The organism is Castellaniella sp. FW104-7C03 (assembly GCF_040276085.1).
GTDB lineage: Bacteria > Pseudomonadota > Gammaproteobacteria > Burkholderiales > Burkholderiaceae_B > Castellaniella.
Window position 1 is genome coordinate 94,463 of sequence record NZ_JBELOK010000008.1, and the last position, 14,485, is coordinate 108,947.

Genomic DNA, 14,485 nt, shown 5'->3' on the forward strand with positions numbered 1-14,485 from the left:
ATAATGTGGGTTTTGCGGATGTTGAGATCACCACCATGTCAGGTTTTGATGCCCAGGCGTTTGTGCGCTTTTCCCTGGATCACGGGGTTCTCCGGTTTGGAGAATTCAAGACCAAATCGGGCCGGCTAAGCCCTTACTTTTTTAATGCGGGTCTGTTTGATTCCGGAGCCAGCGTCGGGCGCCTTGGGCAGTTCTATGCCCACGCATTGTTGGCCTCGGGGCTGTCTTTCGACATGTTGTTTGGGCCAGCCTACAAGGGTATTCCGCTGGCAACCACCGCCGCCATTGCCCTGGCTGCTCAGCCGGCCATGGCAAAGCGCCCGGTGCCCTTTGCCTATAACCGTAAAGAGGCCAAAGACCACGGTGAAGGCGGGGTGCTGGTGGGGGCCCCAATGCAAGGCAAGGTGGTCATCATCGACGACGTCATTACGGCGGGTACGTCGGTCAGAGAGTCCGTTGCTTTGATTCGTGCTGCGGGTGCTCAGCCGGCTGCCGTACTGATTGCACTGGATCGCATGGAGCGCGCCGGGGCCGATGATGCCCTGTCTGTGCATTCGGCCTTGCAGGACGTCGAACAGCAGTACGGGATCCCGGTGGTGCGGATTGCTTCGCTGACAGACGTCATGGCGCTGCTTGAGGGTGATGCCAGCTTGTCGGCGCACCGGGAGGCGGTTGCGGCGTACCGCAACCGCTACGGTGTGCGCTAAGCAACGGCGCAGCCTGCGGCCTGTTTGCTTCAGGCCGCAGGCAGAACCTGCCGCACTGTTTTGTTCAGGCGATCCACAATCTCGTCGATATCGGCGCTGGTGCAAATAAACGGCGGTGCCAGCAAGATATGGTCACCCCGGATGCCATCGATTGTGCCGCCCATCGGGTAGGTCATGAGCCCGTTTTCAAGGGCCTGGCGCTTCATGCGCGCATGTGTTTTGAGTGCCGGATCCAGCGGTTCTTTGCTGTTGCGATCCTGCACCAGCTCTACCGCCACAAACAGGCCTCGGCCGCGTACATCGCCCACATTGGGGTGATCGGCAAACACCTGGCCAAGTTGTGCCATCAACTGAGCGCCGCGCTCGCGCACATTGGCCAGCAGTCCGTCGCGGTCGATGATGCGCTGCACAGCCAGGGCTGCCGCGCATGCCGTTGCGTGGGCCATGTAGGTATGGCCATGCTGGAAATACCCCGTGCCATTAACGATGGCGTCGTAGATGCGCTGGCTGGCCAGCATGGCACCGATGGGCTGGTAGCCGCCGCCCAGCCCTTTGGCAATGGCGAGGATATCGGGGGTAATGCCGTCTTCTTCGTAGGCAAACCGGTACCCGGTACGGCCCATGCCCGACATCACCTCATCCAGAATCAGGAGTACGCCGTAACGGTCGCATACCTCGCGAATCCGCTGGAAATAAGTGCGTACGGGGGGCAAGGCGCCAGCGGTCGAACCAACCACGGTTTCGGCAACAAAAGCCGCTACACGCTTGGGCCCCACTTCCTGAATCTTTTGTTCCAGTTCGTCAGCCAGGCGGCCGGCGTACTGTTCTTCGGTCTCGTCGGCCCGCTGATCGCGGTAGGCATAGCAGGGCGACACGTGATGCGCCGGTGTCAGCAAGGGCAGGAAGGGTTCGCGCCGCGCCGCATTGCCGCCAATGGCCAAGGCCCCCAGCGTGTTGCCATGATAGCTTTGACGCCTGGCGATGAAGCAGCTGCGTTGTGGCTCGCCGCGCTCCAGAAAATACTGGCGTGCCAGCTTCAGAGAGGCTTCGATGGCTTCTGATCCGCCGGAAAGAAAATAGACCTTTGAGAGATCCCCGGGCGCGTTTGCCACGAGAAAATCGGCCAGGTCTTCGCAAGGCTGGTTGGTGAAAAAAGAGGAATGGGCGTATTCCAGTTGATCCAGCTGCGCCTTGATGGCGGCAATGACGTCCGGGTGTCCGTGCCCCAGGCAGGACACTGCCGCGCCCCCTGATGCATCGATATACGTGCGCCCCTGTGCGTCAAGCAAAGTGATCCCTTGCCCACGAACGGCGCAGTTCAGCGCGGTTGCCGGTTTCCGATGAAAGACATGTGTCATGGTATGCAATAAACGTTGAAAGGGCGCTGCTGCTTGCTGATCGAGTGTGGGCTCAACAGATCTTTTTATCCATTAAAGAAACATATGTTTCTTTAATAAGGATACATAAAACGATTGCTTCATGCCAGGGATTTTGGATCGCTCTTATGTCTTGCTCCGTGAATGTTGTTTCTGACACGCACGCCTTTGCGGCGCTGCCTGGGGTGAGTGGCGCGCGCAGATCCGTGCAACAACAACGCTGTTGTGCTGCACGGGATTGGTTTGTGGCTGCTTATGCGGTTTGCCCGCAAGGATGGGGCACGGGATGGCAGGCGCCAGCCGCGTGCACATTGACGTAATTCAGGCGTCCAGCTTTTGCTTTAACAGCGTATTGACCTGTTGCGGGTTGGCCTTGCCACGGGCGGCTTTCATGATCTGGCCCACCAGTGAATTAAAGGCTTTTTGCTTGCCTGCCCGATATTCTTCGACAATGGCTGGATGTGCAGCCAGTACCTCGTCGATCATGGCTTCGATGGCGCCGGTGTCGCTGATCTGGCGCAGCCCCTTGGCTTCGATGATGGCATCCGGATTGCCTGCGGACTCGCCCGCCCACATGGCGGCAAAGACGTCACGTGCAATCTTGTTGGAGATCGTGCCATCCACGATGCGGTTGATCAGGGCGGCCAACTGCGCCGGGCCCACGGGCGACTGTCCAACGGACAGGGAATCGCGGTTCAAGGCGGCGGAGAGTTCGCCCAGGATCCAGTTGGCGGCCTGTTTGGCCTGGTCTGCCGGCAAGGCCTGGCAGGTGGCTTCGAAGTAATCTGCCACGTCACGGTGCAGCGTCAGTTGTGCGGCATCGTAGGGGCTTAGGCCCAGTGCGGATTCAAAGCGGGCCCGCTTGGCGGCGGGAAGCTCTGGCAGCCCCTGGCGCACCCGCTCGATCCAGTCGGCAGACACAATCAGGGGGGGAAGATCCGGGTCGGGGAAATACCGGTAATCGTCGGAGTCTTCTTTGGTGCGCATGCTGCGCGTTTCGTCGTGGTCGGCATCGTACAGGCGGGTTTCCTGCACCACCTTGCCGCCGTCTTCGATCAGTTCGATCTGGCGCCGGATCTCGTACTGGATGGCGCGCTCGAGGAAGCGAAACGAGTTGAGGTTTTTGATCTCGCAGCGGGTGCCAAAGGTGGCCTGGCCGCGCGGGCGTACCGAAACGTTGGCGTCGCAGCGGAAAGAGCCCTCTTGCATATTGCCGTCGCAGATCCCCAGCCACACCACCAGGCCATGCAGAGTGCGGGCGTAGGCCACGGCTTCGGCGGCGGATCGCATTTCGGGTTCGGTGACGATCTCCAGCAGGGGAGTGCCTGCCCGATTGAGATCGATACCGCTGGAGGACTCGCCGTGCGGGCCGGTGAAGTGCTCGTGCAAGGATTTGCCAGCGTCTTCTTCGAGGTGGGCGCGCGTGAGATTGATGGTGTGTTCGGTTTCGTCCACGAAAAAGGACAGTTGCCCGCCTACGACGATGGGCAGTTCGAACTGGCTGATCTGATAGTTTTTGGGCAGATCAGGATAAAAATAATTTTTGCGCGCAAACACAGAACGCGGTGCCACGGTGGCGCCAACGGCCAGCCCAAACTGGATGGCACGCTCGACTGCGCCGCGGTTCATGGCGGGCAAAGAGCCTGGCAGGGCCATATCCACGGCGTTGGCCTGGGTGTTGGGCGCCGCACCAAAGCGGGTGCTGCTGCGCGAGAAAATTTTAGACTGTGTAGACAGCTGGGCGTGGGTTTCCAGCCCGATGACGACTTCCCAATCCATTATGTGTTTTCCGGTGTGCGTTGGTGCCAGTCGGTGGCTTGCTGGTAGCGGTCGGCGATGGCCAGCAGGCGGCCTTCATCGAAGTAGTGGCCGACAATTTGCAGCCCGATGGGCAATTGCTGGGTGTCGCCCCCAAAACCGCATGGGATGGACATGCCGGGCAAGCCTGCCAGACTGACACCCAGCGTGTAGATGTCGCTGAGCCAGTCGGCGATGGGATCCTGGCGGTTGTCACCGATCCGGCGGGCTACGCTGGGGGTAACAGGGCCCATGATGACGTCACAGTCGTGGGTGAGGGCACGGTTGAAATCGTCGGCAATCATGCGTCGTACCCGTTGCGCCTGCAGATAATAGGCGTCGTAGTATCCGTGGGATAACACGTATGTACCCACCAGGATGCGACGCCGGACTTCTTCGCCAAAGCCTTCGGATCTTGAGCGCCGTGTCATGTCGGCCAGATCGGTGTACTGCGCGGCCCGGTGGCCATAGCGCACGCCGTCGTAGCGTGACAGATTGCTGGAGGCTTCGGCCGGAGCAATCACGTAGTAGGCCGGTATTGCCAGACGGGTGAGCGGCAAGGAGATATCCACCCGCTGTGCACCCAGTGCCTGGAAGGCCTGCAAGGCGGCTTCGATGGCTGCCCCGACATCCGCGGCCAGCCCCTGGTTAAAGAATTCTTTGGGCACCCCGATGCGCAAGCCCTTGAGTGGCTGTGCGCCGGCTGCCTGAAAACGGCTTTGGGCAGCCTGATAGCTGGCTTGAATGCGCCCCTGAGTGTTGGGTGCCCCATTGCAGGTTTCCAGGCTGGTGGAATCCTGAGGGTCGAAGCCGCTCATGGTGTCCAGCAGGGGGACAAGATCCTGGGCATTGCGTGCCAGAGGGCCGGCTTGGTCGAGGCTGGAAGCGTAGGCGATGATGCCGTAGCGGGATACCGTGCCATAGGTGGGCTTGATGCCGCTGACACCGCAATAGGCCGCTGGCTGGCGCACCGAACCACCGGTGTCGGTGCCTGTGGCGCCCAGCACCAGGCCGGCTGCCACGGCGGCTGCCGAACCGCCGGAAGAACCGCCGGGTACGCGGGTGGGATCCCAGGGGTTCTGGACGGCGCCAAAGGCAGAGTTTTCGTTGCCTGAGCCCATGGCGAACTCGTCACAGCTGAGCTTGCCCAGGGACACGGTGCCAGCCTGGCGCAGTTGCCCCACGACGGTCGCATCAAAGGGACTGATGTAATCCTGGAGCATGCGGCTGGATGCGGTTGTGCGCCAGCCTTGCGTGGCAAACAGATCTTTGTGGGCAATGGGGATGCCGGTAAGTGGCCCGGCTGTGTTTGCTGCCAGTGATTGATCAGCCGCCTGGGCCTGCTGCAGCGTGAGATCTTGGTCGATGTGCAGGAACAGGGCGTTGTCGGGGTAGGCCTGGGCTGCCTGCAAGGCATCGGTGGCCAGCTCGGTAGCGCTGATTTTTTTTGCCTGCAGGGCGTCGCGCAGCGACTGGATGCTGTGAAATTGGGAAAGCAGGCTCATGGCTTATTCGATCACGGTGGGTACAAGAAACAGACCCTCGTGGGCCGCTGGTGCGTTTTTCAGGCAGGCATCGCGTTGGTCGGCCGATTGGGCCGGGTCTGCAATGTCGTCGCGCAGACGCAGGGCGATGGTTTGGTGTGCTTCCAGGGGATGCGCCATGGGCTGTACACCCTGAGTGTCCACCGCCTGCAACTCCTGGATCAGCCCAAGGATGCGGTCGAGCTCCTGAACGAGGCGGTCGGGGTCATGAGAATCCAGCTGCAAGCCCGAAAGCCGGGCCAGCCGTGCGATATCCTGTTGGGTGAGTGCCATGTTGTCTTGCCACAGAGGCTGCCGTCTGGGGCAGCCGGATGAATGTATGTGGATGTGTCCGAAAAGCGGTAAAGAGGATGTTTTGCAAAACATTCCTCTTGATTCCGGGCATGTCCCTAGAGGATTATAAGTTATCATTACCGATTCCATGCGACTTGACCAACCAGCACTGCTGTGCTCAGCAAGATTTGCCGGCGTGATTCAGTTTTGTGCGGGATCAATTCTCTTTTCTCTTTTCCATTAGTGCGCCCATGTTCGGATTCCTACGCAGCTACTTCTCCAGCGATATGGCGATTGACCTCGGTACGGCCAATACGCTTATTTATGTCCGCAGCAAGGGCATTGTCCTCGACGAGCCCTCAGTGGTGGCTATTCGTCATGATGGCGGCCCCAATGGCAAAAAAATCATCCAGGCGGTTGGCCGGGAAGCCAAACAGATGCTTGGGCGTGTGCCGGGCAACATCGAGGCCATCCGGCCCATGAAAGACGGCGTGATCGCCGATTTCACCGTCACCGAGCAAATGCTCAAACAATTCATCCGCATGGTGCATCCGCGCAGCATGCTGGCGCCCAGCCCGCGAATCATCGTTTGCGTGCCCTGCGGGTCTACTCAGGTAGAGCGCCGCGCTATCCGCGAATCCGCGCTTGGTGCAGGCGCTAGCCAGGTCTATCTCATCGAAGAACCCATGGCCGCGGCCATCGGTGCCGGTCTGGCAGTCTCTGATGCCAGCGGCTCGATGGTGGTGGACATCGGCGGTGGCACCACCGAAGTCGCCGTGATTTCTCTGGGCGGTATGGTGTACAAGGGCTCGGTTCGCGTGGGTGGCGATAAATTCGATGAAGCCATCATCAATTACATCCGGCGCAACTACGGCATGCTGATTGGCGAGCCCACCGCCGAACTCATCAAAAAAGAAATCGGCTCGGCGTTTCCGGGTTCTGAAATCCGCGAGATCGAGGTCAAGGGACGCAATCTGTCCGAAGGCGTGCCTCGCGGCTTCTCGGTATCGTCCAACGAAATCCTCGAGTCGCTCACCGACCCGCTCAACCAGATTGTCTCGGCCGTCAAAACTGCCCTCGAGCAAACGCCACCCGAGCTTGGCGCCGATATCACCGATAAGGGCATTGCCCTTACCGGCGGTGGTGCGCTCCTGCATGATCTCGATCGCCTGCTTCAAGAAGAAACCGGCCTGCCCGTGGTCGTGGCCGAAGACCCCCTCACTTGCGTGGTCCGCGGCTGCGGCGAGGCACTTGAGCACCTCGAGCGCTTGGGCGGAGTCTTTATTTACGACTGACCGGACGGCTTCCGATGACCATTCGCCATGCGTGATCCCGGGACACTCAGGCTTTTCAAACGAGGGCCGAGCATCGAAGTACGTCTGGTGCTTTTGCTGGCGATCTGTCTGGGCCTGATTGTCTCCGATGCACACTGGCCGGTATTGGGCCCGGTACGCCAGGCCATTTCGGTAGCCATCTACCCGTTTCAGCGGCTGGTGATGGCGCCACGCGAGGCGATCGACTACGTCGACAGCTGGTCGCATGCCGCCACGCTGGCCCGCGAAGAACAAGATGCCTTGCGCCGTCAGCAGATCGAAATGGCGCAACTTGTCACGCATTCTGCGCAGCTGACCACCGAAAACGAGCAATTGCGCCGCTTGCTGGGAGTCTCCGAATCCATCTCCCAAAAGTCAGTGGCGGTCGAAGTCTTCTACGAACCCCCCAATGCATTCAGTCATCGCCTGGTGTTTAACAAGGGCTCAAACGCCGGTATTGCGCCCGGCATGCCGGTGATCGACGAAGGTGGCGTGGTTGGGCAGATCGTTCGTGTGACACCGTTCACGTCCGAAGCAGCCTTGCTGATCGATGACCAGGTGTCGGTGCCTGTGCAGGTGCTGCGCAACGGGCTGCGTCTGATTGCCTTTGGTAGCGACGAAGTCGGCAAGCTCGAGGTGCGCTACTTGACAGCCAATGTGGACGTGCAGGTGGGCGATACCCTTGTCACCAGCGGGATTGGCGGCCTGTTTCCCGCCGGTTTGTCGGTGGGACGTGTGGTCAAGGTCGACCGCGACCCAGGCACTGGGTTTTCCATGGCCGTGGCAGAACCGCTATCTCATCCCGAACGTTATCGTCACTTTCTGGTGCTGAAAGTAGACGTCTCCGGGATCCCTCAACCGCAGGAGTTCGAGCATGCCGCCGGATCGCAGTGACCGTCGTGTGTCAGGCTCGTCCCTGGCGTCCTTGCAGCCCGTAGATGCCGCGCCGTTTCATCGGCCGTCTTCCGTCTTGTTGATCTGGGGCTCTTTGGTATTCGTCTGGCTGGCATCCTTGTTGCCCTGGCGCCTATGGCATCCGGTGCCCGACGTGCTGCTGCTGGTGCTGGTGTTCTGGTGCCTCCACGAGCCGCGCCGGGTGGGCCTGTTTACAGCCTTTTTCCTGGGGCTGCTGATGGACGTGCATGATTCGGGCCTGCTGGGCCTGCATGCGCTTAATTATGTGTTGTGTGCCTACGGTGTCATACGCCTGCATGGCCGCTTGCGGCATTTCACAGCCTGGGAGCACACCCTGCACATCGTCCCGATTTTAGTGGGGGCCGCCCTGGTATCACGGCTGTTGGGCGCCTGGCTGAATGGCGAATGGGTCGGCTGGGATTGGTTGTGGGCAGCCCTGATCACCGGTGCCTTGTTGCCCCTGGCAGATGTACTGTTGTTGTTGCCGCAGCGTCGTCTGGATGGCGATGACGCCCGTTCGGCTTGACTTGTGTCCATGTTTGAATTCCACAAAACCAGTCAGCATCAGCGCCAGACCGTGTTGCTGCGTGCCTGGGTGGCGGGGCTGTTTGGCTTGATCTGCCTGCTGTTGCTGGTGGGCCGCCTATGGTATTTGCAAGTGGTGCGCTACGACAACCTGGCGGCACGCGCCGATCAAAACCGTATCACCATTGTGCCGATTCCACCCCGGCGCGGTCAGATCACGGATCGGCATGGTGAGGTCATGGCGCACAATTTGCGCGACTACACCCTGCTGGTGACGCGCGCGCAGGTAAAAGGCAGTGTGGATGATTTGCTCGCCCGGCTGCGCCCGCTGGTGTACATCAGTGACAGCGATCAGCGTAAATTCTTGAGGCTCTACGAACAAAGCGGGCGCTATGCGCCCGTGTTGCTGCGCAATAACCTCAGTGATCTCGAAGCCTCATGGTTTGCGGTGCATGCCTTCGAGTTCCCCGGAGTGAGCCTGCAGGCCCGCTGGGTGCGCAATTATCCTTTGCACGAATCCGCCGCTCATGTGTTGGGTTTTGTCGGCCGTATCTCTGAGGCCGACGAACAGCATCTCGAGGAAACCGGCCAGGAGGGCAATTATCGCGGCACCCTGGTAATGGGCAAAAAGGGGATCGAAAAAACATGGGAAAAAGCCCTTCATGGGCGCACAGGGGTTGAGGAGCTGGAAGTGACCGCCACCGGACGGCCCGTCCGGGAGCTCAGCCGCACGGATCCGATTCCGGGATCCAACCTGGAGCTGTCCATTGATACGGGGTTGCAAAAACTGGCAGAAGCGCAGTTTGATGGCCGGCGAGGTGCGTTGGTGGCCATCCAGCCCCATACCGGCGAGGTGCTGGCGTTTGTGTCCTCACCATCGTTTGATCCTAATCTGTTTGTAGATGGCATCGATGTTGAAAACTGGCGCAAGCTTAACGAGTCTCCCGACCATCCCCTGATCAACCGGCCGTTGTACGGAACCTATCCGATTGGTTCCACCTATAAGCCCTTTGTGGCGCTGGCCGCCCTGCAGATGGGGATTCGCGGGCCCAACCAACTGGTTCCTGACCCAGGATATTTCGAGCTGGCCGGCCAAAAGTTTCGCAATGCTGGTGGGGCTGCCTATGGCCCCACCAATATGCATCGCGCCCTGGTGGTGTCCTCGGATACCTATTTTTTCTCGCTGGGCGCAGAGATGGACGTGGATGCCTTGCACGATTTCAGCAAGCAGTTTGGCTTTGGGCAGATCACCGGAATCGATCTGGATGGTGAGCGCCGTGGCGTACTGCCCTCCAGGGCCTGGAAGCGCCAGGCCTATAAAAAGCAGTCTCAGCAGCACTGGTATCAGGGCGAGACGGTGTCTGTCACGGTGGGGCAGGGATACAACGCGTTTACCTTGTTGCAGTTGGCCCAGGCCACGTCGGTGCTGGCCAATGACGGCGTCTACATGAAGCCTCATCTGGTGCGACGCATCATCAATCCCCTGACCGGGCAGTTTACTTACCCGGTGCCTGCCCCCCAGTACGTCATTTCGCTTAAGCCAGAAAATCTGAAGGTGGTGCGCGATGCCATGGTGGATGTGGTGCGCAAGGGGACTGCCCGGCGTGCCTTTAGCGGGGCCACGTATCAGGCGGCTGGCAAGACAGGCACAGCGCAGGTGTACAGCCTGCGGGGCGCCAAATACAAGGCACAATCGGTAGACGAGCGCCTGCGTGACCACGCCTTGTTCATGGCGTATGCCCCTGTCGAAGATCCGCAGATTGCTGTTGCACTGATTGTGGAAAATGGCGGTTGGGGCGCTTCAGTGGCAGCGCCCATTGCCCGCACCGTGTTTGACTACTGGCTTGACCCGGGCCGGGTCAGCGAGCGTCAGCAGCAGCTGGAAAAAGAGCATGCTTCACGCAAGGCGATGAATGCAATCGCCGGGCAAGCGCCTGATGCTCCGCCGGGCGGGCAGGCGGCCGGCTTGCCCGATGTGGCCCCAGGCCCCGAGGACACTGAACCCCCCGAGCCTGCACCCTTGCCGGATGCCGATACGCCGCCCGAAGATGGGGCACAGGAGGACACGCCATGAACCTCATCATTCAGGCCATCCGACGGCTTTTCTCGGTGCTCGATTGGCCCTTGCTGATTTTGCTGGTGGTGATGGCTATGGTAGGCATGGCCACCATGCATTCCGCTGTGGGCAACACCGACTGGCGGTTTGCCGATCAGTTGCGCAATTTTCTGATCGCTTTTGTGGCCATGTGGGCCGTTGCCCTGGTGCGGCCCACCACCATCATGCGCACAGCCCCTTATTTTTATATTTTGGGTGTTTTGTTGCTGGTCGCCGTGATGCTGTTTGGGGTTACCAGCAAAGGGGCCACGCGTTGGCTGGATCTGGGGTTTGGCCGGATTCAGCCCTCCGAGATGCTGAAAATAGCTGTTCCACTGATGCTGGCCTGGTATTTTCAGCGGCAGTCTGCCAATCGCTTCAGGATCCTGGATTTTCTTGTGGCAACCGTGCTGTTGCTGGTGCCGGCGGCATTGATCATTGATCAGCCGGATTTGGGCACTGCCCTGCTGGTGCTGGTGTCAGGATTTTGCGTGATTTATTTTGCGGGCTTTTCGTTCAAGGTCCTGGTGCCGGTGGTGCTGGTACTTGTGTTGGCCTTGGGCACCCTGGTGGTTTACGAAGACCAGATCTGTCAGCCGGGTGTTGATTGGGTGGTGCTGCACGAATACCAAAAAAGCCGGGTGTGTGTGCTGCTGAATCCGGGCTCCGACCCCCTGGGCAAGGGGTTTCATACGATTCAGTCAATGATTGCGGTGGGCTCTGGCGGTGTGTATGGCAAAGGCTATATGCAAGGGACGCAAACCCATCTGGATTTCATCCCCGAGCGCACGACCGATTTTATCTTTGCGGTATTTTCTGAAGAATTTGGTTTTTACGGCAGTGTGATGCTGCTGGTGCTGTACGGTTTGATGGTGCTGCGCGGGCTTACCATTACGGTGCGGGCACCCACCCAGTTTGGCCGCTTGCTGGCTGGCGCCATGTCGATGATGATGTTTGTGTATGTGTTCGTCAATATCGGGATGGTTACCGGGGTGTTGCCGGTGGTGGGTGTGCCGCTGCCATTCATGAGCTATGGCGGCACTGCACTCATGACGCTGGGTATTGCCTGCGGTTTGCTGATGAGTATCGGGGCTCACCAGTTGTCACCATCCGACCGCCGAGTCAGATAGGGCAGGGATATCCGCCGGCCGGGGCGTTTACCGATCAGTCAGTGCCGGGGTACAGGCCCAGCAGTAATCGGGAGATAGGCGCAGGCATCCCCAGGCCAGACAACCCGGCAATGGGCACCCAGGCATGTGTGCCGGCCTCCGGCGGGATCAAAACCGGATTTTTTGATTGTCTGGCAGAGGGTGTCGTGCAGATCTCTGGCCAAGTGGCCGCTGCTTTCACTATTTGCAGGGGCTCGCGCGCAGGCAGCCAAAGCGGCCGGATCCGCAAACGGAAATGCGTAAAGATGTGTTCAAAGGCAGCCAGATTTTGTCTGTCCTTGGCGGATACTCCCAGGTGTGCAAGCAGGATGTCTGCCTCGCTTGGGTGCTCGCACACAGGCAGTGCCCAAAGGCTGCCCCATACCCCTCCGGCGGGGCGGCGTTGCAGCCAGAGGTGATTCTCGCACTCAATCACCGGCATCCAGCATTCGTGGCGCGGCACTTCGCGCCGGTTTCGTGGCCGCGGCAGTGTGTTTTGCAAACCCTGCTTGCGGGCCGTACAGTCCTCTTGCAGTGGGCAACGGGTGCAGGCAGGCTGGTGGCGGGTGCATACGGTGGCGCCCAGATCCATTTGCCCTTGTGTGTAGGCCCGCATGTCCAGAGACTCAGGTGCCTGATCCAGCCATGCCTGGGCATGTGCCCACAGTGTGCGCGTCATGGCAGCCGAGGCAGGGTCGCCCTCCAGGGCCAGATAGCGGATCAACACCCGCCGGACATTGCCATCCAGGATGGGCTGCCGTTGCCCGTCAGAAAATGCTGCGATGGCCGCGGCCGTTGAGCGACCGATGCCCGGCAGGGTTTCCAGCGTTTGTGCGTCCTTGGGAAACCGCCCTTGGTGGTGGTCGCGCACTTGCTGGGCGCAGCGGTGCAGATGGCGGGCGCGTGCATAGTAGCCCAGGCCTGCCCAGGCGTGCATCACTGCGTCAGCCGGGGCATTGGCCAAAGCCAGTACGTCCGGAAACAACTCCAAAAACCGCTGGTAGTAAGGAATGACGGTGCTGGCCTGGGTTTGCTGCAGCATGATTTCCGACAGCCAGATCCGGTAGGGATCACGCGTGTCCTGCCAGGGCAGCGTATGACGGCCCTCCTGGATCTGCCAGCCGGCGATCCGTGAGGCGGGATCTGTGGCCGCCATCAAAACTGCGTGTGACGGGTAACAGACAGGCGTGCAGCCACTGCCCCCAGCAAGATGATCAATGCGCCGGATAGCAGCAAATCAGGCCAGGCCGGCAAGTGCATCGCCCAGTGGATCCCGTAGCTTCGCGCAAACTGCCCCAGCAACGTGTTCAGGGGCGTGAGTGACAGCCAGGCCAGTAGCAGTGCCAGCAGACTGGCTGCCAGCCCTGTCAGGGCGCCCAGGTACAAGAACGGGCGGCGTACGAAGGATTCGGTGGCTCCCACCAGCCGGGCTACAGCGATCTCGTCGCGTTGTGTCAGTGCCTGCAGGCGCACGGTGTTGAATACCGTGGCCAGCACCACCACAATCACGCCGATACCCAGCAGCCCCAGCCCCACTTTGATGAAAGACAGGAGAGACTCGAGGCGGCGCACCCATTCGCTATCCAGTTGTACGTGATCGACCTCTGGCCATTGGCGCCAGCTGTCGGCCAGCGCCTGTGCCTGCTGGGCCGGGGTGTCGCTGTCTTTGAGGGTGACGATCAGTGCGTCCGGCAAGGGGTTGCTGCCCAGCGCATCCAGTGCCTGGGCCCATGCCGGGTCTGATCTCAGTTGTGCCATGGCCTGATCGCGAGGCAGCAGCCGGGTCTTGGCGATTTGTTCACCCGACTGCTTCTGGATCCGTGCAAGCAATTCTTCTTGTTGATTTGCGCTGGTGTCTGCCGCCAAAAACAGGGTGATCTCGGGCGCAACAGCAAGCTGTCGGGCCAGCGGCTGGCTGGATTGGAGTATCGATGCGCCCAAAATGGGTACGCTGAGCATCAGCGCGATCACCACGATATTGGCCAGTGATGACAAGGGATGCTGGCGCAGCCGACGCAAGGCCACACGCAGTGCATATTGATGGTGACGCAACCAGCGGGTCATGCCTGTACTCCCGGGATATCGGCAAAATGGCCGGCGTCGATGTGCAGGGTGCGTTGGGCGTAGCGTGCCATCAGTTGGGTATCGTGCGAGGCAATCAGGGTGGTGACCCCCACCTGGTTGAAATCCCGAAAGACATCCATGATGTGCCTGGCACTGTCGTGATCCAGGTTGGCGGTGGGTTCGTCTGCAATCAGGATGGCCGGCCGTCCAACGATGGCGCGCGCGATGGCCAGGCGCTGTTGCTCGCCACCCGAGAGCTCGATTGGTAACATTTTTTCTTTGCCCCTGAGCCCCACTTTTTCGAGGGCGGCCCGTGCCCGCTTGGCCGCGCTGGCAGGCTCCAGCCCCTGCACTGCCATGGGCAGCAGCACGTTGTCGATGGCACTGCGGTCAAACAGCAAATGGGCGTCCTGGAGGATCAGCCCAACCGTGCGGCGCAAGTAGGGCAGGCGGCGTGGGGACAGCCGATCAATGCGGTGCTTGTTGACGGTGACCGCACCGCGACTGGCGGGCTCGAGGCCACCAACCAGTTTGAGCAAGGTGGATTTGCCTGCGCCCGATGGCCCGGAAACAAAAATGAATTCGCCGGGCTGAATATGGAAATTGACGTCGGCCAGGATGTTGCGGCCGCGGCCATACGATTTGAATACGTGCTGGAACTCAATCATGCAATGTGCTTTGTGGCCTTTGAGACGGTTGCTGTGTTCTGGCTGATTGTATTCGGTCTG

At 60.2% G+C, this 14,485-nt stretch carries 13 protein-coding genes; 6 read left to right on the top strand and 7 right to left on the bottom strand.

Features of this window, described 5'->3' with window-relative positions; genetic code table 11:
- The first annotated feature begins 35 nt into the window (after positions 1-35).
- Complete coding sequence (gene pyrE, locus ABS758_RS10880; RefSeq protein ID WP_350382719.1) at positions 36-707, top strand: orotate phosphoribosyltransferase; 672 nt, start codon at positions 36-38, stop codon at positions 705-707.
- A 29-nt stretch (positions 708-736) separates the two neighbouring features.
- Here the strand turns inward: pyrE and ABS758_RS10885 are convergent, their stop codons facing one another.
- From ABS758_RS10885 to gatC, 4 genes are all read right to left on the bottom strand, one after another.
- Positions 737-2,065 carry an aspartate aminotransferase family protein gene (locus ABS758_RS10885; RefSeq protein WP_350382721.1) on the bottom strand — a complete coding sequence of 443 codons (1,329 nt, stop codon included), beginning with the start codon at positions 2,063-2,065 and terminating at the stop codon, positions 737-739.
- A gap of 339 nt (positions 2,066-2,404) precedes the next feature.
- Positions 2,405-3,862, bottom strand: coding sequence for an Asp-tRNA(Asn)/Glu-tRNA(Gln) amidotransferase subunit GatB (gene gatB / locus ABS758_RS10890; RefSeq protein WP_350382723.1), 1,458 nt, complete (start codon positions 3,860-3,862; stop codon positions 2,405-2,407).
- The gene (gatA, locus tag ABS758_RS10895) at positions 3,862-5,385 is read right to left on the bottom strand and encodes an Asp-tRNA(Asn)/Glu-tRNA(Gln) amidotransferase subunit GatA (RefSeq protein WP_350382724.1); all 1,524 of its coding nucleotides are present in this window, start codon (positions 5,383-5,385) and stop codon (positions 3,862-3,864) included. The genes gatB and gatA overlap by 1 nt, the downstream gene beginning before the upstream one ends.
- Positions 5,386-5,388: 3 nt before the next feature.
- A complete protein-coding gene (gatC, locus tag ABS758_RS10900) occupies positions 5,389-5,697 on the bottom strand; it encodes an Asp-tRNA(Asn)/Glu-tRNA(Gln) amidotransferase subunit GatC (RefSeq protein WP_350382725.1) in 309 nt (102 codons plus the stop codon).
- A 251-nt stretch (positions 5,698-5,948) separates the two neighbouring features.
- Here gatC and ABS758_RS10905 point away from each other — a divergent pair, with 251 nt between their 5' ends.
- The 5 genes from ABS758_RS10905 to rodA are packed head-to-tail and all read left to right on the top strand — an operon-like array spanning position 5,949 to position 11,675.
- Positions 5,949-6,992: a rod shape-determining protein gene (locus tag ABS758_RS10905; protein ID WP_350382726.1), complete on the top strand. Its 1,044-nt coding sequence runs from the start codon at positions 5,949-5,951 to the stop codon at positions 6,990-6,992.
- Positions 6,993-7,019: 27 nt separating this feature from the next.
- On the top strand, positions 7,020-7,904 hold the full coding sequence (mreC, locus tag ABS758_RS10910) for a rod shape-determining protein MreC (RefSeq protein ID WP_350382727.1): 885 nt from the start codon (positions 7,020-7,022) through the stop codon (positions 7,902-7,904).
- Positions 7,885-8,451, top strand: a complete 567-nt coding sequence (gene mreD, locus ABS758_RS10915) for a rod shape-determining protein MreD (RefSeq protein WP_350382728.1) — start codon at positions 7,885-7,887, stop codon at positions 8,449-8,451. Before mreC ends, mreD begins: the two co-directional genes overlap by 20 nt.
- A gap of 9 nt (positions 8,452-8,460) precedes the next feature.
- Positions 8,461-10,524, top strand: coding sequence for a penicillin-binding protein 2 (mrdA, locus tag ABS758_RS10920; RefSeq protein ID WP_350382730.1), 2,064 nt, complete (start codon positions 8,461-8,463; stop codon positions 10,522-10,524).
- Complete coding sequence (rodA, locus tag ABS758_RS10925; protein WP_350382732.1) at positions 10,521-11,675, top strand: rod shape-determining protein RodA; 1,155 nt, start codon at positions 10,521-10,523, stop codon at positions 11,673-11,675. The genes mrdA and rodA overlap by 4 nt, the downstream gene beginning before the upstream one ends.
- A gap of 34 nt (positions 11,676-11,709) precedes the next feature.
- On the opposite strand, the gene mutY is transcribed toward rodA, so the two are convergent.
- From mutY to ABS758_RS10940, 3 genes are read right to left on the bottom strand one after another with little or no spacing between them, the layout of a single operon-like run.
- Positions 11,710-12,849, bottom strand: a complete 1,140-nt coding sequence (gene mutY, locus ABS758_RS10930; RefSeq protein ID WP_350382734.1) for an A/G-specific adenine glycosylase — start codon at positions 12,847-12,849, stop codon at positions 11,710-11,712.
- Positions 12,849-13,757, bottom strand: coding sequence for a cell division protein FtsX (locus ABS758_RS10935; protein WP_350382735.1), 909 nt, complete (start codon positions 13,755-13,757; stop codon positions 12,849-12,851). The genes mutY and ABS758_RS10935 overlap by 1 nt, the downstream gene beginning before the upstream one ends.
- Complete coding sequence (locus ABS758_RS10940) at positions 13,754-14,425, bottom strand: cell division ATP-binding protein FtsE (RefSeq protein WP_350382736.1); 672 nt, start codon at positions 14,423-14,425, stop codon at positions 13,754-13,756. The genes ABS758_RS10935 and ABS758_RS10940 overlap by 4 nt, the downstream gene beginning before the upstream one ends.
- Between the last annotated feature and the right edge of the window lie 60 nt (positions 14,426-14,485).